At 59.9% G+C, this 19,006-nt stretch carries 17 protein-coding genes and 1 pseudogene; 13 read left to right on the top strand and 5 right to left on the bottom strand.

What is annotated here, in order from left to right; genetic code table 11:
• Positions 1-31 precede the first annotated feature (31 nt).
• Together N2A98_RS26645 and aspA are read right to left on the bottom strand one after the other, a co-directional pair.
• On the bottom strand, positions 32-868 hold the full coding sequence (locus N2A98_RS26645; RefSeq protein WP_050499539.1) for an ABC transporter ATP-binding protein: 837 nt from the start codon (positions 866-868) through the stop codon (positions 32-34).
• Positions 869-1,277: 409 nt separating this feature from the next.
• Positions 1,278-2,702: an aspartate ammonia-lyase gene (gene aspA / locus N2A98_RS26640; protein ID WP_003195657.1), complete on the bottom strand. Its 1,425-nt coding sequence runs from the start codon at positions 2,700-2,702 to the stop codon at positions 1,278-1,280.
• A gap of 181 nt (positions 2,703-2,883) precedes the next feature.
• Here aspA and N2A98_RS26635 point away from each other — a divergent pair, with 181 nt between their 5' ends.
• On the top strand, positions 2,884-3,798 hold the full coding sequence (locus tag N2A98_RS26635; RefSeq protein WP_032894486.1) for a LysR substrate-binding domain-containing protein: 915 nt from the start codon (positions 2,884-2,886) through the stop codon (positions 3,796-3,798).
• Between the two features lie 62 nt (positions 3,799-3,860).
• Here the strand turns inward: N2A98_RS26635 and N2A98_RS26630 are convergent, their stop codons facing one another.
• Positions 3,861-4,514: a reprolysin-like metallopeptidase gene (locus tag N2A98_RS26630; protein ID WP_275622823.1), complete on the bottom strand. Its 654-nt coding sequence runs from the start codon at positions 4,512-4,514 to the stop codon at positions 3,861-3,863.
• Positions 4,515-4,876: 362 nt separating this feature from the next.
• Between N2A98_RS26630 and purE the strand changes: the two genes are divergently transcribed.
• The 4 genes from purE to N2A98_RS26610 all read left to right on the top strand — a co-directional run bounded on the left by purE (position 4,877) and on the right by N2A98_RS26610 (position 7,430).
• Positions 4,877-5,368 (top strand): 5-(carboxyamino)imidazole ribonucleotide mutase, encoded by a 492-nt coding sequence (gene purE, locus N2A98_RS26625; protein WP_003195648.1) that lies wholly within the window; start codon positions 4,877-4,879, stop codon positions 5,366-5,368.
• Between the two features lie 11 nt (positions 5,369-5,379).
• On the top strand, positions 5,380-6,465 hold the full coding sequence (locus N2A98_RS26620; RefSeq protein WP_044269947.1) for a 5-(carboxyamino)imidazole ribonucleotide synthase: 1,086 nt from the start codon (positions 5,380-5,382) through the stop codon (positions 6,463-6,465).
• A gap of 105 nt (positions 6,466-6,570) precedes the next feature.
• Positions 6,571-6,816: a GlsB/YeaQ/YmgE family stress response membrane protein gene (locus N2A98_RS26615; protein ID WP_003195642.1), complete on the top strand. Its 246-nt coding sequence runs from the start codon at positions 6,571-6,573 to the stop codon at positions 6,814-6,816.
• A gap of 77 nt (positions 6,817-6,893) precedes the next feature.
• Positions 6,894-7,430, top strand: a complete 537-nt coding sequence (locus N2A98_RS26610) for a DUF3299 domain-containing protein (protein WP_078804058.1) — start codon at positions 6,894-6,896, stop codon at positions 7,428-7,430.
• Between the two features lie 152 nt (positions 7,431-7,582).
• On the opposite strand, the gene N2A98_RS26605 is transcribed toward N2A98_RS26610, so the two are convergent.
• The gene (locus tag N2A98_RS26605) at positions 7,583-8,482 is read right to left on the bottom strand and encodes a D-hexose-6-phosphate mutarotase (protein ID WP_275622822.1); all 900 of its coding nucleotides are present in this window, start codon (positions 8,480-8,482) and stop codon (positions 7,583-7,585) included.
• A 58-nt stretch (positions 8,483-8,540) separates the two neighbouring features.
• Positions 8,541-8,945 (bottom strand): acyl-CoA thioesterase, encoded by a 405-nt coding sequence (locus N2A98_RS26600; protein ID WP_003176975.1) that lies wholly within the window; start codon positions 8,943-8,945, stop codon positions 8,541-8,543.
• A 561-nt stretch (positions 8,946-9,506) separates the two neighbouring features.
• Between N2A98_RS26600 and N2A98_RS26595 the strand changes: the two genes are divergently transcribed.
• From N2A98_RS26595 to N2A98_RS26560, 8 genes and pseudogenes are all read left to right on the top strand, one after another.
• Positions 9,507-10,787 (top strand): MFS transporter, encoded by a 1,281-nt coding sequence (locus N2A98_RS26595; RefSeq protein WP_177343002.1) that lies wholly within the window; start codon positions 9,507-9,509, stop codon positions 10,785-10,787.
• Positions 10,788-10,906: 119 nt separating this feature from the next.
• Entirely contained in the window at positions 10,907-11,893 is a 987-nt protein-coding gene (locus N2A98_RS26590) for a phosphate ABC transporter substrate-binding protein PstS (protein ID WP_003195633.1), read from the top strand.
• A gap of 32 nt (positions 11,894-11,925) precedes the next feature.
• Positions 11,926-12,012: pseudogene (locus tag N2A98_RS26585) on the top strand (DUF4381 domain-containing protein); the annotation flags it as partial.
• A 367-nt stretch (positions 12,013-12,379) separates the two neighbouring features.
• A complete protein-coding gene (locus N2A98_RS26580; protein ID WP_177345128.1) occupies positions 12,380-14,413 on the top strand; it encodes an ABC transporter permease subunit in 2,034 nt (677 codons plus the stop codon).
• Between the two features lie 15 nt (positions 14,414-14,428).
• Positions 14,429-16,099 carry a phosphate ABC transporter permease PstA gene (gene pstA / locus N2A98_RS26575; protein WP_003195629.1) on the top strand — a complete coding sequence of 557 codons (1,671 nt, stop codon included), beginning with the start codon at positions 14,429-14,431 and terminating at the stop codon, positions 16,097-16,099.
• 140 nt (positions 16,100-16,239) lie between these two features.
• On the top strand, positions 16,240-17,073 hold the full coding sequence (gene pstB, locus N2A98_RS26570) for a phosphate ABC transporter ATP-binding protein PstB (protein ID WP_003195626.1): 834 nt from the start codon (positions 16,240-16,242) through the stop codon (positions 17,071-17,073).
• Between the two features lie 70 nt (positions 17,074-17,143).
• Positions 17,144-17,905, top strand: a complete 762-nt coding sequence (phoU, locus tag N2A98_RS26565; protein WP_003195624.1) for a phosphate signaling complex protein PhoU — start codon at positions 17,144-17,146, stop codon at positions 17,903-17,905.
• A gap of 164 nt (positions 17,906-18,069) precedes the next feature.
• Positions 18,070-18,969, top strand: a complete 900-nt coding sequence (locus N2A98_RS26560; RefSeq protein WP_014720514.1) for a response regulator — start codon at positions 18,070-18,072, stop codon at positions 18,967-18,969.
• Positions 18,970-19,006 lie beyond the last annotated feature (37 nt).

The raw sequence follows: 19,006 nt of genomic DNA, 5'->3' as shown, positions 1-19,006 counted from the left end.
CTGAATCGGTTGAGGGCCGCAAGCGCGGTAATCAGTGCAGTTCGGTGTCGGCGCCGACGTGCAGCAGCTCCATCAGGCGACCGACCAGCGGGCCGATCTCCGGTAGCTTGCGGCGCTCCAGCGGGTTGTCGCGAAACGGCAGGTCGATGCTGATTTCTTCGATGATGGTGCCGGGGCGGGCGCTCATGACCAGCAACCGGTCGGACATGGCGATGCCCTCGATCAGGTCGTGGGTGATGAACAGCGCGGTCTTCTTTTCGTCGAACAGCATCCGCGCCATGTCCTGCTGCAGGATCATCTTGGTCTGGGCGTCGAGGGCGGAAAACGGCTCATCGAGGAACAACACCTGGGGGTCGATGGCCAGGGTGCGTGCCAGGGCGGCGCGTTGGCGCATGCCGCCGGAGAGTTGGAATGGGTAGTGGTCGGCGAAGCCGTTGAGGTGGCAACGGTCGAGCAAGTCCAGGGCTACCTTCTGCCGGGTCGCGCTGGGCACGCCTTGAATCTCCAGGCCCAGTTCGACGTTGCGGCGAATGCTGCGCCAGGGCATCAACAAATCTTTTTGCAGCATGAACGCGACCTGTGGCACAGGCCCGGTCACCGGCTCACCGCCCACGAAGACTTCACCTTCAGTGGGCCGATACAGGCCAGAACCCATATTGAGGATGGTGCTCTTGCCACAGCCGGACGGACCGATGATCGACACGACCTCGCCGCGACGAATCTTGAAGTTCACATCGCGAATGGCAAATGGCGCTTCTGTTTTACCTTTGGCTGGGAAACATTTACCGACATTACGGAATTCAATTTCAGTCGGCTCCAGCTCTTCCTTAAGTGCGGGCGTATTCCATTGGGGCGTCACGGCGTACATCTCTTTCACAGCCATCAGGAAGGTACTCTGGTCTGTTTTATAGGTGATACGCCGTTTAGTGCATGAACAATGCCAGTGAGTTAATTCCTACAAATTTTTGTTGAATTTCCTTTTAAATTAATTGGTTGCGAGACTAAGGTTACTTATTGAGCGTTTCATATATGAAACCATTGTTTTTATATGGCACGAAACTGCACACCGTTTGTGCACGCGATGGGAACTTGCAATGAATCAATGCTTTTTCAAGTAACGCCGCAGACGTGATGTTTTATAGGTGAAACGCATTAACAGCGCTTTATATAAGGAGGGGAATTACGGGCAAAAAAAAGGGCCTGAAGAACGAGTCTTCAAGCCCTCAAAAGGTGAGAGGTGTCTAGTCCCTCAGCCTGGTGAGCGGTGCAACAAACGCTTAGGCCTTCAGCGGGACCAAGCGTGGGGCAATCATGTTTTCCGGGCGCAGGATGTCGTCGAGCATGGCGTCGTCGAGCAAGCCTTCTTCACGCACCAGTTCCAGCACGCCGCGCCCGCTTTCAAGCGCGATACGCGCAATGCGGGTGGCGTTTTCATAGCCGATGTACGGGTTCAGCGCGGTGACCAGGCCGATGGAGTGTTCCACCAGTTCGCGGCAGCGGGCTTCGTTGGCGGTGATGCCGACGATGCAGTGCTCGCGCAGCATGTCCATGGCGCGTTGCAGCAGGCGGATCGAGTCGAAGATCTTAAAGGCGATCAGCGGCTCCATCACGTTCAACTGCAGTTGGCCGCCTTCGGCTGCCATGGTCAGGGCCAGGTCGTTACCGATGACCTGGAACGCTACCTGGTTGACCGCTTCCGGGATCACCGGGTTGACCTTGCCGGGCATGATCGAGCTGCCTGGCTGGCGAGCCGGCAGGTTGATCTCGTTGATGCCGGTGCGTGGACCGCTGGACAGCAGGCGCAGGTCGTTGCAGATCTTCGACAGCTTCACGGCAGTACGCTTGAGCATGCCGGAGAACAGTACGAAAGCGCCCATGTCGGAGGTGGCTTCGATCAGGTCGGCCGCCGGTACCAGCGGCTGACCGCTGATGGTGGCCAGGCGTTGTACGGCGAGGGCCTGGTAGCGCGGGTCGGCGTTGATGCCGGTACCGATCGCGGTGCCGCCCAGGTTCACTTCGGTCAGCAACTCTGGCGCCAAGGTTTTCAGGCGGGCCAGGTCTTCACCCAGGGTGGTGGCGAACGCGCGGAATTCCTGGCCGAGGGTCATCGGCACGGCGTCTTGCAATTGGGTGCGGCCCATTTTCAGCACATGGCTGAACTCGGCGCCTTTGGCGGCGAACGCCTGGATCAGGCTGTCGAGGCTGGCCAGCAGCGCGTCATGGCCCAGCAGCAGACCCAGGCGGATCGCGGTCGGGTAGGCGTCGTTGGTCGACTGCGCCATGTTCACGTCGTTGTTGGGGTGCAGGTACTGGTATTCGCCCTTCTGGTGACCCATGGCCTCCAGCGCGATGTTGGCGATGACTTCGTTGGCATTCATGTTGGTTGAAGTGCCAGCGCCGCCTTGAATCATGTCCACCACGAACTCTTCGTGGAAATCGCCGCGGATCAGACGAGCACAGGCTTCGCTGATGGCAGCGTGCTTGGCTTCACTGAGCTGGCCCAACTCGCGGTTGGCGTCAGCCGCTGCTTGCTTGACCATTGCCAGACCGACCACCAATTTCGGGTAATGCGAAATCGGAACGCCCGAGAGACGGAAGTTATTCACCGCTCGCAGGGTCTGGATGCCGTAATACGCTTGAGCCGGTACTTCGAGTACGCCAAGCAGGTCTTTTTCGGTACGGAAAGATGCAGCAGAGGACATGACGGAAATCATCTCAATATGGACCCGGGACTGGCCGGAACGCTGCGAATGCTAGGCTTGTAGAACTTTTTGGGCCAATGCTGTTAAACACTGGCCTATGCACAAACGGCATAATGTGGATGTGACCCGGTTATCTTGGCGGGCGTGTGTGCCAAAATGGTGCATTCCGTGGGAGGCAGTGATGAACCTTGAGAGCAAGTGGTTGGAAGACTTCAGCGCCCTGGCGGCGACGCGTAGTTTTTCCCAGGCGGCTGAGCGGCGCTTTGTCACCCAGCCGGCGTTCAGTCGGCGTATCCGCAGCCTGGAAGCCGCGTTGGGGCTGACGCTGGTCAACCGTTCACGCACGCCGGTGGAGCTGACAGCGGCCGGGCAGTTGTTTCTGGTGACGGCGCGCACGGTGGTCGAACAGCTGGGCGAAGTGCTGCGCCATTTGCATCATCTGGAAGGCGGGCAGGGCGAAGTCATGCAAGTGGCCGCCGCCCACTCCCTGGCCTTGGGGTTCTTCCCACGCTGGATCGCGCAGTTGCGCAACGAAGGGCTGAACATTGCCACGCGGCTGGTGGCCACCAACGTCGGCGACGCCGTGCACGCCCTGCGCGAAGGCGGTTGCGACCTGATGCTGGCGTTCTATGACCCGGACGCGGCGATGCAAATGGACGCCGAGATTTTCCCGTCGCTGCACCTGGGTAACACCGAAATGCTTCCGGTGTGTGCCGCCGATGCCGATGGCAAGCCGCTGTTCGACCTGGAAGGCGAGGGCAGTGTGCCGCTGCTGGCCTACAGCGCCGGCGCGTTCCTGGGCCGCTCGGTGAATTTGCTGCTGCGCCAGCGTGCCCTGCGCTTTACGACCATTTACGAAACCGCCATGGCCGACAGCCTCAAGAGCATGGCGCTCGAAGGCTTGGGTATCGCCTGGGTGCCGCAGTTGAGCGTACGTGCGGAGTTGGCACGCGGCGAACTGGTGGTGTGCGGCGGGCCGCAATGGCATGTGCCGCTGGAGATTCGCTTGTATCGCTGCGCGTTGGTGCGCAAGGCGAATGTGCGGTTGTTGTGGCGCAAGCTCGAGAGTGGCATCGCAGTGAGTTCCTCCGCATGAGCGGAGGCAGGTCAGTGATTGTTCGAACTGATGGAAGTAAAACGGTAAAAGCGCAGTTGGTATTAATCTTTACTGGCCAGATAATTCTTAATATTTTGCCGATTGGCGGGGCTGAAAGTGTAAGTGGTGGAACTGCTACTGTGGGGTGCCATATAGGTATAAGTCTTAATGTCCTCGTACCAGCTTCCGAATAGCCGCCAAGCCTCAAGGAGCTTAATACCACTGGCCCAGCGGCGCTTGATATGCACTTCAGAGTCGTCATGTTTGGCCCCTAGTAAATGACCGATCTCATGCGCGACGACTTCTGGCGAGACCAATGAAGCGATGGCGAATGTTCCGCCTTTGCTTTCCCCATATGTCCTCGCGGCGCCTAAAACTCTATCGTTTAATTTGTCGTTGGTAACGAGAACGACTTTGGTCAATTCATTGGTTTTTAAGCCGTTTTTCGTCATTTCTTCGAGAATTTTAGCGCCGAGAGTTGCCCAGCGTGTTGCAGCGTCATCAAAATCATCACCTTTGTATTCCATGCTGCTTTGGGGGTCGCCCTGCGCGAAGACGACATTGATTTTCCGCTCTGCGAAGCTCTCCAGCTCTTTTGCGACGGCGTGAAAATAATCAGCGTAAATGGTTTTTCGTTTGGACTGTGCCACGTCATTATGAATAACAGCGATAATTGTAATATCTTTTTTGGATGTACTTTCGATTGTCTGAGTCATCCTTTAATCCTTCAAGAAGTTAAAAGTAATTGATAGTGAATCAGGATGCCGGTGAGTTTATTGAATGAGGGCGTTCCCTCTGGCGGTAATTAATTCTGGACGGTACGTCGGTTTGGCGAGCGGACGTGAGTGTCTTGCTTTGACGTGCGTTAGAGGCTGACCTTAGAGTCAATAAATCGCTCGGTAGCTAGGAATGACAGATGGTCATCCCAGGGGCTGTTTATCTGGATTATTACGGTATACTGCGCGGCCTTCGGCCGGTCCAACCGGCCTTAATTCGTACACCAAGCCACGCCGGATTTCCTGCGTGGCTTGTTGTTTTTTGACGCGCCTGCGGGCGCCCAGAGAGAAGAGGCACGACGATGAGTGCATTGGTTGGCGTGATCATGGGCTCCAAGTCCGATTGGTCCACCCTTAGCCACACCGCCGATATGCTGGAAAAACTCGGCATTCCGTACGAAGTGAAGGTGGTCTCCGCCCACCGCACCCCGGACTTGCTGTTCCAGTATGCCGATGAAGCAGAATCCCGTGGCATCGAGGTGATCATCGCCGGTGCTGGCGGCGCTGCGCACTTGCCTGGCATGTGTGCGGCCAAGACTCACCTGCCCGTACTTGGCGTGCCGGTGCAGTCGTCGATGCTCTCGGGCGTGGATTCGCTGTTGTCCATCGTGCAGATGCCGGCCGGCATCCCGGTGGCAACCCTGGCGATCGGCAAGGCCGGCGCGATCAACGCAGCCTTGCTGTCGGCCAGCATCCTGGGCGCCAAGCACCCGCAGTTTCATGCGGTGCTGAAAAAATTCCGTGCTGAGCAGACAGACAGCGTGCTGGACAATCCAGACCCACGCATCGCCTGAGGTTGTTATTGATGAAGATCGGTGTAATCGGTGGCGGCCAACTGGGCCGCATGCTGGCTTTGGCGGGTACGCCGCTGGGGATGAACTTCGCTTTCCTGGACCCGGCGCCGGACGCCTGCGCTGCGGCCCTGGGTGAACACCTGCGCGCTGACTACAGCGACCCGGACCACCTGCGCCAACTGGCCGATGAAGTCGACCTTGTGACCTTCGAATTCGAAAGCGTCCCGGCTGAAACCGTGGCCTTCTTGTCGCAGTTCGTGCCGGTGTACCCGAGCGCCGAAGCCTTGCGCATCGCTCGCGACCGCTGGTTCGAAAAGAGCATGTTCAAGGACCTGGGCATTCCGACCCCCGCCTTCGCCGATATCCAGTCCCAGGCCGACCTGGACGCCGCAGTCGCCAGCATCGGCCTGCCGGCGGTGTTGAAAACCCGCACCCTGGGTTACGACGGCAAGGGCCAGAAAGTCCTGCGCACCGCCGCCGATGTGGTCGGTACCTTTGCCGAGCTGGGCAGCGTCGCCTGCCTGCTGGAAGGCTTTGTGCCGTTCACCGGCGAAGTGTCGCTGATCGCCGTGCGGGCCCGTGATGGTGAAACCCGCTTCTACCCGTTGGTGCACAACACCCACGACAGCGGCATTCTCAAGCTTTCCGTGGCCAGCACCGACCACCCGCTGCAGGCCCTGGCCGAAGATTATTCCAGCCGCGTCCTCAAGCAACTGGATTATGTCGGCGTGATGGCGTTCGAGTTCTTTGAAGTCGACGGTGGCCTGAAGGCCAACGAAATCGCCCCGCGTGTGCACAACTCCGGGCACTGGACCACCGAAGGCGCCGAGTGCAGCCAGTTCGAAAACCACCTGCGGGCGGTGGCGGGCTTGCCGTTGGGCTCCACGGCCAAGATCGGCGAGAGCGCCATGCTCAACTTCATCGGTTCTGTGCCGCCGGTAGAGCGCGTGATGGCGATCGACGATTGCCACGTGCATCACTACGGCAAGGCCTTCAAGGCCGGGCGCAAGGTCGGCCACGCCAACCTGCGTTGCAAGGACCGTGCGACGCTGCAGGCGCAGATCCTCAAGGTTGAAGCGCTGATCGCCGAACAATAAGCCTGGCCCTGGCGGGAACCATTGGGGTTCTGCGTCTCTCTGATTGCAGGATGCCAAAGCCTGACTAGGCTTTGGCATGACTCATACCAATCAGAGGGAAATGCCATGGGTATCATCGGAACCATCTTTATCGGCTTGATCGTCGGCCTCCTGGCGCGCTTCCTCAAGCCTGGCGACGACAGCATGGGCTGGATCATGACCATCCTGCTGGGTATCGCCGGTTCCCTGGCCGCGACCTACGGCGGTCAGGCCCTGGGGATCTACCAGGCAGGCCAGGGCGCAGGCTTCATCGGCGCGCTGGTAGGTGCCATCGTGTTGCTGGTGATCTACGGCCTGGTCAAAAAGAAGTAATCAGCCGACAAAGTCCTCTGCGCTGCGCAGGCGCAGAGGGCTAGAATGCTCGGCACTTGTATTTGCCGAGCCTCTCCATGCGCCGTCTTCTGTTTACGCTTCTTCTGCTGGGCTCTGGCCTGGCGCACGCTGGCGAACTGCCGGAAACCGACTGGCTCGACCTGATGCCGCTGTCGGATCAGAAAGCCCTCGAGGCCATGCCCGAGATCGACCACAACTCCCCCGAAGCCCAAGGCACGTTCACCGAAAAGGGTGGCTTGAAGCAGAGCAAGGGCCTGCCTGCGGTGATGTATTCCACCAAGACCGTGGCGGCCATGAACGGCAAGAATATCCGCATTGGTGGGTATCCGGTGCCGTTGGAAACCGACGCAAAAGGCCGCAGCACGTTGTTCTTTCTGGTCCCGTATCCGGGCGCCTGCATCCATGTGCCGCCACCGCCGCCTAACCAACTGGTGCTGGTGCGCTATCCCAAGGGGCTGAAGCTGGATGATATCTACACGCCGCTGTGGGTCACGGGCACGTTGAAGGTGGAGAAGGTCAATAATGACTTGGCGGATGCCGCGTATGCGCTGGAGGCGGGGAAGGTGCGGGTGGTGAAGGAGTCTGATCTCTAAGCCACAACACATATCCAATGTGCGAGGGGGGCAGGCCCTTGACCCCCTGTAGGAGCGAGCTTGCTCGCGAAAAACGTCAACGATAACGCGTGTTTCCTGAATAAACGCGGCGTCTGTGGGTTTTTCGCGAGCAAGCTCGCTCCTACAATTTACTACAGGGTGATCGCGGTGATGCTTACGCCCAGAGTGTGGCTTTCGCCGGGCGCCAGGTTCACCACATCATCCAGCACATTCGCTGTCTCGATGCACAACATACCCTGCCAGCCGTCATCGGCCATATCGTCGAAAGCCTTGGCGCGTTCGGTCCAGGGGTTCCAGACCACGGTGGATTTGGAGCCTTCGCTGGTGAGCTGGATACGGCGCTGCCAGTCGCTATCAACGATATTCAACTGTGCAGGCGTATTCAGGTAAATGCGGTCTGTTTCGGCGCGAAAGTGCAGCAGCCCGGCTTGCTGCTTCTCGGCCCACCCATCGGCGGTATCGATGTAATCCACGCCATCCAGGCCCTCGACCTGCACCTTGCGCACATCGCTCACGGCGAAGTAGGTGTGCAATGCCTGGCTGAGGGTCACGGTGTCGGTGCCACGGTTGTGACTGGTCAGGCGGATATGCAGGTGCTCGTCCAGCAGCAGGCTCAGCGTCAGGTCTACCTGATGGGGCCAGCCTGGAAAGCCGCCCGCCGGCACCGGCAATACCAGGTCCACTCGCAGCGTCTGGCCGTCGAGTTCGGTGGTGGCCAGCTCCCAACGCGCGGTGCGCACAAAACCGTGGGCGCCGGCAGGCTGATCGCTCTGGCGCATGGCTTTGACGCTTTGCGGGTTGCGGTCGAACACCCCAAACCACGGCCAGCACACCGGTACGCCGGTACGAATGCCTTTGCCCTGCTTGAACACGGCCTCGGGGTTCGGCCAGATCAGCGGCTGTTCGCCCTCGCGCTGGTAACTGAAGATATGCGCACCCTGTTGGGCCACCATCAGCTCAGCACCGTTGTGGCGGATGCGCCAGCAGTCCAGCTCGTCGATTTTTACCGTCTCAACGTGGGGCGTAGGCATGACAAAGCTCTCTTAATGGCAGGCAATGGGGCAATTGACCGTTAAAACCCGGCGAGGTTTAACGCGCCCGTGACGGTACCGAGCGCGTGCGGCCGCTGCCATCGATGGCGACGAACACAAATACGGCTTCGGTCACCTTGCGCCATTCGCTGGACAACGGATCGTCGCTCCACACTTCGACCATCATCTGGATCGAGCTGCGGCCGATTTCCAGGGCCTGGGTATAGAAGGAAAGCTGCGCACCCACGGCCACCGGCACCAGGAACGCCATGCGATCAATGGCCACGGTGGCCACGCGCCCACCGGCGACCTTGCTGGCCATTGCCGTGCCCGCCAGGTCCATCTGCGCGACCAACCAGCCGCCGAAGATATCGCCAAAGCCGTTGGTTTCACGCGGAAGCGCGGTGATTTGCAGGGCGAGATCGCCTTGCGGGATAGGATCTTCTTGTTCGAGTTCGATCATGCCGGGGGTGCCTCTGACCCGTGACTCTTGGACTATGTAATCGGTGAATAGCCGTCTTGGAAAAACGATTCAGCCCCGAACATACTACGTTCGTCACGTTTTTCGAAAGGCGCCTTGAGGGAAACTCTGCGAAATCGGCTGGCCGGTGCCAACGACGGTTTCGCGCAACTTCCACGCAATAGACAGGTGCAGGGCTGGGAGTATATCGGTCGATAGCCTGCGCGACGACCATCTGCTCCTGATTTTGTGCATCTATATAGACGAGTTTCCAGGCGTCAAAAAATTGGCCAAAACGGTCATTCAAGTTGAGGGGTTTGACCATTGTTTCTTTTTAGCGCTGGCCGTCAGTATTTGATGGCGTTTTCGGCCCCCCATAATAATTCGGGAAGGGAATAAGTCGCTTCGCAAGTGGGGATGCTTGCGAGGTGGCGCTGATGCGGCGCAAGGGTTTGGACTGTGCTTTTCCGGGCAATTTGCTATCGTGCCGGACCTGCCAGGCGCAAACCCACGCTGTTGCGGATTCCTGATCTGACTAATAAGAGAAGCCTTGCCATGACCACAGTGCCTTCAAGCATTGCGCCGCCCGCACGACCGCTTAACCGCAACGACTACAAAACCCTGTCGCTGTCTGCCCTGGGTGGGGCGCTGGAGTTCTACGACTTCATCATCTTCGTGTTTTTCGCGACCGTGGTCGGAAAACTGTTCTTCCCTGTCGACATGCCCGAATGGCTGCGCATGATGCAGACCTTCGGCATCTTCGCGGCCGGCTACCTGGCGCGTCCCCTGGGCGGCATCATCATGGCGCACTTCGGTGACCTGCTGGGCCGCAAGAAGATGTTCACCCTGAGCATCTTCATGATGGCCGTGCCGACCCTGATCATGGGCCTGCTGCCGACCTACGCACAGATCGGCCTGTGGGCGCCGGTCCTGTTGCTGCTGATGCGCATCATCCAGGGCGCAGCGATTGGCGGCGAAGTACCAGGCGCTTGGGTGTTCGTCTCCGAGCACGTCCCGCCGCGCCACATCGGCTACGCCTGCGGCACCCTGACCAGCGGCCTCACCGCCGGTATTCTGCTGGGCTCGCTGGTAGCCACCGCTATTAATACGGCCTATACACCGGAACAGGTCTCTGATTACGCCTGGCGTATCCCGTTTCTGCTCGGTGGCGTATTCGGCCTGCTGTCGGTGTACCTGCGTCGCTGGCTGCATGAAACCCCGATCTTCGCCGAGATGCAGCAACGCAAAAGCCTGGCCGCTGAACTGCCGTTGCGCGCCGTGTTGCGCGATCACCGTGGCGCCATTGTGTTGTCGATGCTGCTGACCTGGCTGCTGTCGGCCGGCGTGGTGGTAGTCATCCTGATGACCCCGACCGTGCTGCAAACCATCTACCACTTCAGCCCTACGGTTGCGCTGCAAGCCAACAGCCTGGCCATCGTGACCCTGAGCCTGGGCTGCATCGCCTCGGGTGCCCTGGCCGACCGTTTTGGCGCCGGCCGCGTGCTGGTAACCGGTTGCGCACTGCTGCTGGCGACTTCCTGGACGCTGTATCACAGCCTGATGGCCCACCCGGACTGGCTGTTCCCGTTGTATGCCTTGACTGGCCTGTTTGTCGGCACCATCGGTGTGGTGCCCTACGTGATGGTCAAAGCCTTCCCGCCGGTGGTGCGCTTCAGCGGTCTATCGTTCTCCTACAACGTTGCTTATGCCGTGTTCGGCGGGTTGACGCCCTTGGCGGTGTCGCTGCTGATGAAGGAGAGCCCCATGGGCCCGGCTTATTACGTAGCCGTGCTATGCGTGATGGGGATGCTGGTAGGCGGGTATTTGTGGAAACGCGGTCGCTGAAGCCTGCACATTCAGATAGTGGCCTTTCATCTAATTGTCATATTTCAGACATAGAGTGTTCACACGGCCTGCCGATACTTGGCCCCGATCCAATTATCCCTATCTGCTAGGAGCAAGGCATGAAACTGAAACGTTTGATGGCGGCAATGACTTTTGTCGCTGCTGGCGTTGCGACCGCCAACGCGGTGGCCGCTGGTGTTGATCCGGCAATCCCGGCTTACGTCAAGACCACTGGTGTGTCGGGCAACCTGTCCAGCGTCGGCTCCGATACCCTGGCTAACCTGATGACCCTGTGGGCCGAGGGTTACAAAAAGGAATACCCGAACGTCAACATCCAGATTCAAGCTGCCGGCTCTGCCACTGCGCCACCTGCGTTGACTGAAGGCACCTCCAACCTGGGCCCGATGAGCCGCAAGATGAAGGACACCGAACTGGCGGCCTTCGAGCAGAAGTACGGCTACAAGCCAACGGCAATCCCGGTTGCGGTGGATGCCCTGGCGGTATTTGTGCACAAGGACAACCCGATCCAGCACCTGACCATGGAACAGGTCGATGCGATCTTCTCCTCGACGCGTCTGTGCGGCGCCAAGGCCGATGTGAAAACCTGGGGCGACCTGGGCGTGACCGGCGACCTGGCCAACAAGCCAGTGCAACTGTTCGGGCGTAACTCGGTATCCGGTACCTACGGCTACTTCAAGGAAGAAGCCCTGTGCAAAGGCGACTACAAGCCAAACGTGAACGAACAACCGGGCTCGGCTTCGGTTGTGCAGTCGATCAGCTCCTCGCTGAACGGCATCGGTTACTCGGGCATCGGCTACAAGACCGCCAGCGTGAAGACCGTGCCACTGGCCAAGAAAGGCAGCACTGACTACATCGAAGACTCCGAAGAAAACGCCCTGAACGGCAAGTATCCGCTGTCGCGTTTCCTCTACGTGTACGTCAACAAAGCCCCGAACAAGCCACTGGCGCCGCTGGAAGCTGAGTTCGTGAAACTGGTGCTGTCCAAGCAGGGCCAGGAAGTCGTGGTCAAAGACGGCTACATCCCACTGCCAGCCAAAGTCGCCGCCAAGGCCCTGGCTGACCTGGGTTTGAAAGAAGGCAACTAAGCCTGCGATACCCGGTGTAATACCGGGCCCCTGTGGGAGCGGGCTTGCTCGCGAAGGCGTCGTGTCAGTCGCCCGATGTGTTGAATGACACACCGCTTTCGCGAGCAAGCCCGCTCCCACACAAGCCCGGTTACATCCCGAATTTTTTATCCGCTGCCAGCCCTGCTTCGCGGCGGATTTGTTGCGTCACTGCACTGTCATCTTTCTGTCATACAGGATCGCTAGGGTGTGCGCATGAATGATCTGGCCAATTCCACCATGACGACGACTTCCCCTCCCAAGCGCATTGATTTCAATACGCCTGAGCTGCAACGCAAGCGCCGCATCCGCGCGCTCAAGGATCGCTTCACCCGTTGGTATGTGCTGGTCGGCGGCCTCGCCGTGCTGGCTGCCATTACCCTGATCTTCTTCTTCCTCGCCTACGTGGTTGCGCCGCTGTTCCAGGGCGCCTCGTTGACCAAGGAAGACGCGTTGACGCCCGCCTGGATGCAGGACGCCGGCAAGCCGTTGATGATCTCCCTCGAAGAACAGAACCAAGTCGCCATGCGGGTCTCCGACAAGGGCCAGGCGTTGTTCTTTGCCGTGGACACCGGTGCCGAGCTCAAGCGTGTCGACCTGCCGATTCCCGCCGGTACCAGCGTTGCTTCCATTGGTGAAGACCAGCCGGGCAGCCCGCTGGTGATCCTCGGCTTGTCCAATGGCCAGTCCCTGGTGTTCCGCCACACCTATAAGGTGTCGTACCCGGACGGCAAGAAAACCATCACCCCGGCAATCGAATACCCCTACGGCGAAACGCCCATCGTGCTGGATGACGCCGGTCGCGCGCTGGAACATGTCGCGCTCAACGCCACCGACACCTCCCTGGTGGTGGCAGGTTCCGCTGGTTCGCACTTGAACGTGCTGACCCTGAGCCGCGAAGAAAACATGATGACCGGTGAAGTCACCAGCGAGCAGAAGCGTGTCGAACTGCCGCAGATGACCGAGCCGGTGAAAGCGATCTTCATCGACCCACGCCAGCAGTGGCTGTACGTGATCAACGGCCGTGCCCTGGCCGACGTGTTCAGCCTGCGCGACAAGAGCCTCAACGGTCGCTACAAACTGCTGGAAGACGCCGACACGGAAATCACCGCCAGCACCCAGTTGGTTGGCGGCATCTCGCTGATCCTGGGTAACTCCAAAGGCGGCCTGGCCCAGTGGTTCATGGCCCGTGACCCGGATGGCGAACAGCGCCTGAAACAGATCCGCACCTTCCAGATGGGCACTGCGCCCATCGTCGAAATCAGCGCTGAAGAGCGCCGCAAAGGCTTCACCGCCCTAGATGCTGCTGGCCAGTTCGGCGTGTTCCACAGCACCGCCCACCGCACCTTGCTGGTGGACCCGGTGGTCGACGGCCAGGGCTTGTTCGGCATGTCGCCACGGGCCAACCGTGTGATCGTCGAGGCGGGTGGCAAGCTGCAACCGCTGTTGCTCGATAACCCGCACCCGGAAGTGTCGTGGAGCGCGTTGTGGAGCAAGGTCTGGTACGAAAACTACGACGAACCTAAATACGTCTGGCAATCCACAGCTGCCAACACCGACTTCGAACCCAAGATGAGCCTGGCCCCGCTGACCTTCGGTACCTTGAAGGCTGCGTTCTACGCCATGTTGCTGGCGGCGCCACTGGCGGTTGCCGCAGCGATCTACACCGCTTACTTCATGGCACCGAGCCTGCGCCGCAAGGTCAAGCCGGTGATCGAGCTGATGGAAGCCATGCCGACGGTGATCCTCGGCTTCTTCGCCGGGCTGTTCCTGGCGCCGTATGTGGAAGGGCACTTGCCGGGCATTTTCAGCCTGTTGATGCTGTTGCCGATTGGCATTCTGGTCGCAGGTTTTGTCTTCAGCCGCTTGCCTGAATCGATCCGTCTGCGCGTTCCCGATGGTTGGGAAAGCGCGATCCTGATCCCGGTGATCCTGTTCGTGGGCTGGCTCTCGCTGTACATGAGCCCGTACCTGGAAACCTGGTTCTTCGGCGGCGACATGCGCATGTGGATCTCCCACGATCTGGGCATTACCTACGACCAGCGCAACGCGTTGGTGGTCGGCCTGGCCATGGGTTTTGCGGTGATCCCGAACATCTACTCCATCGCCGAAGACGCCGTGTTCAGCGTGCCACGCGGCCTGACCCTGGGCTCCCTGGCCCTGGGCGCCACGCCGTGGCAGACCATGACCCGCGTGGTCATCCTCACTGCCAGCCCGGGCATCTTCTCGGCGCTGATGATCGGTATGGGCCGCGCCGTGGGCGAGACCATGATCGTGCTGATGGCCACCGGCAACACTCCGGTGATGGAGATGAACCTGTTCGAGGGCCTGCGCACCCTGGCGGCCAACGTTGCGGTGGAGATGCCCGAGTCGGAAGTGGGCGGCAGCCATTACCGCGTGCTGTTCCTCTCGGCGCTGGTGCTGCTGTTGTTCACCTTCATCATGAACACCCTCGCCGAGCTGATTCGTCAGCGTCTGCGCAAGAAATACTCGTCGCTTTAAGAAAGGTAGAAGTCTGTGAAACAGAACTCCCTGAATGGATGGTTCAAGAGCGGCGCCCCCGGCGTCTGGATCAGCGGTGGCGCGGTGTCCATCGCGGTCATCATGACCATTGGTTTGCTGGCTGTGATTGCGGTGCGGGGCCTGGGCCATTTCTGGCCGGCCGACCTGATCCAGGCCAACTACAACGTGCCTGGCCAGGCCAACCACATCGTGATCGGCGAAGTGGTGCAGAAAGAAGAAGTGCCGCGTGAGCGCCTGAAAAGCGCGGGCCTGCCGGTGCCGGACCAAGGCCCGGAATTCATGACCCGTGAGCTGATCAAGGTCGGCAACCGCGACCTGAATGGAAACGACTTCACCTGGATCGTCGGCGAGTGGCTGAAGGACCAGACCAAGCCTGCGAACCTGATGGCCATCGAGCGTCGTGAGTGGGGCAACTTCTACGGCACCCTGGTCAACGTCAAGCAGGATGGCAAGGTTATCGCTGAAGGCGAAGCTGCGTGGCCGGAACTGCAGGCGCGTGTCGAGCGTGTGAACAAGCTCGCCGCTCAGCTCAAGACCTTGGAAAAATCCGATATCGGCGCGATCAACGCAGGACTGGAGCGCATCCGCCTGCACGGTCGCAAACTGGAACTGGAAGGCAAGCTCGACGCAGCCGCCCAGGCCGACATGGACGCCGACCGCGCTGAGCTGAACGCCCGCTACCAGGACATCGAAGCGCGCCTGGCCGACCTGCACGCACAGTTCAACCGCGACGCCCTCACCGCACGCGACGGCAACGGTAAGGAAGTGGAAATCGGCATCGGCAAAGTGGTGCACGCCTACCAGCCGAACGCCATGGGCACCATGACCAAAATCGGCTTCTACTTCAGCAAGGTCTGGGAATTCCTCAGCGATGACCCACGGGAAGCCAACACCGAAGGCGGGATCTTCCCGGCCATCTTCGGCACCGTGATGATGACCCTGATCATGGCAATGATCGTGACCCCGTTTGGCGTACTGGCCGCGGTGTACCTGCGTGAGTACGCCAAGCAGAACACCTTGACCCGCATCATCCGCATCGCCGTGAACAACCTGGCCGGTGTACCGGCTATCGTCTACGGCGTTTTCGGCCTGGGCTTCTTCGTGTATGTATTGGGGGGCTCGGTCGACCGTCTGTTCTTCGCTGAAGCCCTGCCGGCGCCGACCTTCGGTACGCCGGGGCTGCTCTGGGCCTCGCTGACCCTGGCCCTGCTGGCGGTGCCGGTGGTGATCGTGGCCACCGAAGAAGGCTTGGCGCGCATTCCCCGCACCGTGCGTGAAGGCTCCCTGGCACTCGGCGCGACCAAGGCGGAAACGCTGTGGAAGATCGTGCTGCCGATGGCCAGCCCGGCAATGATGACCGGCATGATCCTCGCCGTGGCGCGTGCCGCCGGTGAGGTGGCACCACTGATGTTGGTGGGTGTAGTGAAGCTTGCGCCGTCGCTGCCGCTGGACGGTAACTATCCGTACCTGCACCTGGACCAGAAGATCATGCACCTGGGTTTCCATATTTATGACGTCGGCTTCCAGAGCCCCAACGTCGAAGCCGCACGGCCGTTGGTGTACGCCACTGCCTTGCTGCTGGTACTGGTGATCGCCACGCTCAACCTGTCGGCGGTGTGGATTCGTAACCACCTGCGCGAGAAGTACAAGGCGTTGGACAGTTAATTGAAGTGAACGCGAATTAAATGTGGGAGCGGGCTTGCTCGCGAAAGCGGTGTGTCATTCAGCACACCTGGCGACTGATACGACGCCTTCGCGAGCAAGCCCGCTCCCACACAATGAATTGGTAGCACAGGGAGCATCCCATGCAACACGAAACCCAATCCCACGGCATCAACATGTCTGCCCTGGGTCGCGACAAGCAGAGCCTGAGCCTGGCCCAGGAAACCGTGGCCATCGAAGTACCGGGCCTGAGCCTCTACTACGGCGATAAACAAGCGCTGTTCGACGTCAGCATGAACATCCCCAAGCAACGCGTGACCGCCTTCATCGGCCCGTCGGGCTGCGGTAAGTCCACGTTGCTGCGTACCTTCAACCGCATGAATGACCTGGTGGACGGTTGCCGCGTGGAAGGTGCGATCAACCTCTACGGCACCAATATCTACCGCAAGGGCGAAGACGTGGCCGAGCTGCGTCGCCGCGTGGGCATGGTGTTCCAGAAGCCAAACCCGTTCCCCAAGACCATCTACGAAAACGTGGTCTACGGCCTGCGTATCCAGGGCATCAACAAGAAACGCATCCTCGACGAAGCGGTTGAGTGGGCGCTCAAGGGTGCGGCATTGTGGGACGAGGTCAAGGACCGCCTGCACGAATCGGCACTCGGCTTGTCCGGCGGCCAGCAGCAGCGTCTGGTGATCGCCCGTACCATCGCCGTAGAGCCGGAAGTGTTGCTGCTCGACGAACCGTGCTCGGCCCTCGACCCGATCTCCACGTTGAAAGTCGAAGAGCTGATCTACGAGCTCAAGTCCAAATTCACCATCGTCATCGTGACCCACAACATGCAACAGGCGGCGCGGGTTTCCGACTACACCGCGTTCATGTACATGGGCAAGCTGGTGGAGTTCGGCGATACCGACACCCTGTTCACCAATCCGGCGAAGAAGCAGACCGAAGACTACATCACCGGTCGCTACGGCTAGGAAGCTGTGGTTCTGATTGTACTGACGCTGCGGTTCTCCGCACCTTACCGGACGCTCCAAGGACGCCAACATGATTAGCAAAGAAGGCCTTACCCACCACATCTCCGCGCAGTTCAATGCCGAGCTTGAGGAAGTGCGCAGCCACCTCCTGGCGATGGGCGGGCTGGTGGAGAAGCAAGTCAACGATGCGGTCACCGCGCTGATCGAGGCCGACTCGGGCCTGGCCCAGCAGGTGCGCGAGATTGATGAGCAGATCAACCAGATGGAACGCAATATCGACGAAGAGTGCCTACGCATTCTTGCCCGCCGCCAGCCGGCGGCCTCGGACCTGCGTTTGATCATCAGTATTTCCAAGTCGGTGATCGACCTGGAGCGCATCGGTGACGAAGCCACCAAGATTGCCCGCCGCGCCATCCAGCTGTGCGAAGAGGGTGAGGCGCCCCGTGGCTACGTGGAAGTGCGCCATATCGGTGATCAGGTGCGCAACATGGTGCGTGATGCCCTCGACGCCTTCGCCCGCTTTGACGCCGAACTGGCGTTGTCGGTGGCCCAGTACGACAAGATCATCGACCGCGAATACAAGACCGCGCTGCGCGAGCTGGCCACTTACATGATGGAAGACCCGCGCTCGATCTCGCGGGTCTTGAACATTATCTGGGTGCTGCGTTCCCTGGAGCGCATCGGCGACCACGCGCGCAATATCTCGGAATTGGTGATTTATCTGGTGCGCGGCACCGACGTGCGGCACATGGGCCTCAAGCGCATGAAGGCCGAAGTTGAAGGCACTGCTGATCTAATCCCTAATGTTTCGGGCGAATCTGACGATAAGTAAGGTTGCCCGAGAAATTAACGCCCGGCCTCTGGCCGGGCGTTTTCGTTTGTGGCATCTGAATTTTTTGCACAGCAGGCGCCATAAAGTCCTTCTGTGACCCGCGAGTTTTGGCAAAATGCCATCAGTCAGGCGTTTTGCAGACGTTTTTATAGGATGAAGGGTCGATGAGTAAAGTCAGTGTGTTGGTGGTGGATGACGCCTCGTTTATTCGCGACCTGGTGAAGAAGTGCCTGCGCAATTACTTCCCCGGAATCAAGATCGAAGATGCGGTGAACGGCAAAAAGGCGCAATCCATCCTGATGCGCGAAACCTTCGACCTGGTGCTGTGTGACTGGGAAATGCCGGAAATGTCCGGTATTGAGCTGTTGACCTGGTGCCGCGAGCAAGCGCACCTGAAGGCCATGCCGTTCGTGATGGTGACCAGCCGTGGCGACAAGGAAAACGTGGTGCAGGCGATTCAGGCCGGCGTTTCCGGCTATGTGAGCAAGCCGTTCACCAACGAACAGTTGCTGAACAAGGTCAAGCAGGCCCTGCACAAGATCGGTCGCCTCGATGCGCTGATTGCCAGCGCGCCGACCAAGATGAACTCAGCCTTCGGCAACGACTCCCTGAGCGCCCTGACCGGCGGCAAGCCCGAAGCGGTCAAGCCGGCCCCGGTGGCGGCGCCCAGCAAAGGCCTGCTCAACACCCCACCCGTGAAGGCCCCCGCAGCAGCGGCGCCGGCTGGCAGTCGCGGTCAGGGCCAGTTGCGCCTCGCAAGCGGCACCCAGCAATGCGTGATCAAGGCCTTGAGCATCAAGGAAGCGTTGCTGGTGGTAAAGCGTGGCGAGGTCCTGCCACAAGTACTGGAAAGCGCCGTGCTCGACCTTGAACAGGGCGACAACGCCGAAGTCGCACGGCTCAACGGCTACCTGCACGCCATCGTCGCCTACGAGCCCAAGCCCGACAGCGACTGGTTGCAACTGACCTTCCGCTTTATCGACCAGGATGCGCAGAAGCTGGACTACATTTCCCGCCTGATCGCCCGTGGCACGGCGCAGAAGCATTTCGTGCCGGGTGCATGAAGCACCGCGACGCCTATCCCCTGTAGGAGCGAGCTTG

Source organism: Pseudomonas sp. FJ2-5-13, assembly GCF_029201605.1.
GTDB lineage: Bacteria > Pseudomonadota > Gammaproteobacteria > Pseudomonadales > Pseudomonadaceae > Aquipseudomonas > Aquipseudomonas lactis.
Note: the sequence above shows the minus strand (reverse complement) of the source record. Positions and strands in the feature narration are given on the sequence as shown.

Bases quoted from the DNA above. Each gene is read 5' to 3' on its own strand.
- N2A98_RS26645 (WP_050499539.1), bottom strand. From the start codon at position 868: ATGTACGCCGTGACGCCCCAATGGAATACGCCCGCACTTAAGGAAGAG.
- aspA (WP_003195657.1), bottom strand. From the start codon at position 2,702: ATGTCCTCTGCTGCATCTTTCCGTACCGAAAAAGACCTGCTTGGCGTA.
- N2A98_RS26635 (WP_032894486.1), top strand. From the start codon at position 2,884: ATGAACCTTGAGAGCAAGTGGTTGGAAGACTTCAGCGCCCTGGCGGCG.
- N2A98_RS26630 (WP_275622823.1), bottom strand. From the start codon at position 4,514: ATGACTCAGACAATCGAAAGTACATCCAAAAAAGATATTACAATTATC.
- purE (WP_003195648.1), top strand. From the start codon at position 4,877: ATGAGTGCATTGGTTGGCGTGATCATGGGCTCCAAGTCCGATTGGTCC.
- N2A98_RS26620 (WP_044269947.1), top strand. From the start codon at position 5,380: ATGAAGATCGGTGTAATCGGTGGCGGCCAACTGGGCCGCATGCTGGCT.
- N2A98_RS26615 (WP_003195642.1), top strand. From the start codon at position 6,571: ATGGGTATCATCGGAACCATCTTTATCGGCTTGATCGTCGGCCTCCTG.
- N2A98_RS26610 (WP_078804058.1), top strand. From the start codon at position 6,894: ATGCGCCGTCTTCTGTTTACGCTTCTTCTGCTGGGCTCTGGCCTGGCG.
- N2A98_RS26605 (WP_275622822.1), bottom strand. From the start codon at position 8,482: ATGCCTACGCCCCACGTTGAGACGGTAAAAATCGACGAGCTGGACTGC.
- N2A98_RS26600 (WP_003176975.1), bottom strand. From the start codon at position 8,945: ATGATCGAACTCGAACAAGAAGATCCTATCCCGCAAGGCGATCTCGCC.
- N2A98_RS26590 (WP_003195633.1), top strand. From the start codon at position 10,907: ATGAAACTGAAACGTTTGATGGCGGCAATGACTTTTGTCGCTGCTGGC.
- N2A98_RS26580 (WP_177345128.1), top strand. From the start codon at position 12,380: ATGCAGGACGCCGGCAAGCCGTTGATGATCTCCCTCGAAGAACAGAAC.
- pstB (WP_003195626.1), top strand. From the start codon at position 16,240: ATGCAACACGAAACCCAATCCCACGGCATCAACATGTCTGCCCTGGGT.
- phoU (WP_003195624.1), top strand. From the start codon at position 17,144: ATGATTAGCAAAGAAGGCCTTACCCACCACATCTCCGCGCAGTTCAAT.
- N2A98_RS26560 (WP_014720514.1), top strand. From the start codon at position 18,070: ATGAGTAAAGTCAGTGTGTTGGTGGTGGATGACGCCTCGTTTATTCGC.